The 814-nt window shown below is 52.0% G+C and carries 2 protein-coding genes; both read left to right on the forward strand.

What is annotated here, in order from left to right; all coding sequences use genetic code 11:
* The first annotated feature begins 123 nt into the window (after positions 1-123).
* A complete protein-coding gene (locus AC3G2T_RS38745) occupies positions 124-528 on the forward strand; it encodes an HK97 gp10 family phage protein (protein WP_488438822.1) in 405 nt (134 codons plus the stop codon).
* Between the two features lies 1 nt (position 529).
* The coding region (locus tag AC3G2T_RS38750; RefSeq protein WP_488438823.1) for a phage tail terminator family protein at positions 530-814 on the forward strand (285 nt) is incomplete at its 3' end.

Here is an 814-nt window from a genome sequence, read left to right on the forward strand (position 1 = left end):
GATCAAGGCAGGGAGTCACATCTACGTGCTGCAGAATGGAATGACGTTCGAAGGCAAACAAGCCGGCGAGCCCTTCCGGTACCCGACGCACCAGGAGATTATGTTGAAAAGGACGGGCCGGGCGTGAGCGGCATCGGTGATTTCGAATTCAACGGATTGAAGGAAATGCAGCGAAGTCTTGAGCAGATGGGCGCGGATTGGACGCGATTTGTTGAAGACTGTATCAGGGAGCTTGCAGCCCGGCTGCTGGCGAAGACAATAGCCCGGACGCCCGTATTGACAGGTGACTTGCGGAGAGGTTGGACAATTGGGCAGATTCAACGAGTCGGAACAGAATTCCAAGTCGAAGTCATCAATCCTGTTGAATATGCGATGTACGTTGAGCATGGACACCGGACGAGGGACCATGCCGGCTGGGTAGAAGGGCGCTTCATGCTGACGATTTCCGTTGATGAGTTGGAGCGTGAGATGCCGGCTATTCTTGAGCGCAAATTGGAACAATTCATGAAGCGACATTTGGGGTGGTAGCATGATTGAGGAAACCATTAGAAACGGCATCCTGGGCAGGCTAGATGAATTGGATTCCACCATGCCCAAGTATATTGAGCGAATTGAGCAGGGTTTCCAAGAGCCTGCTTTTTTTGTTTTGCAAATTAACAGCGGGCAGACACGTGAGGTCAATACCCGGTACCGGCGAGCGCTGCTTTTCAACATTCATTTCTTCCCCGATCCTGACAGCCTGACAAAAAAAGCTGATTGCAAGGCAATGGGGGAGCGGCTTTATGAGGCTCTGGAATACATCGAAGTGAACGGG

It is taken from the genome of Paenibacillus sp. sgz302191 (assembly GCF_057749925.1).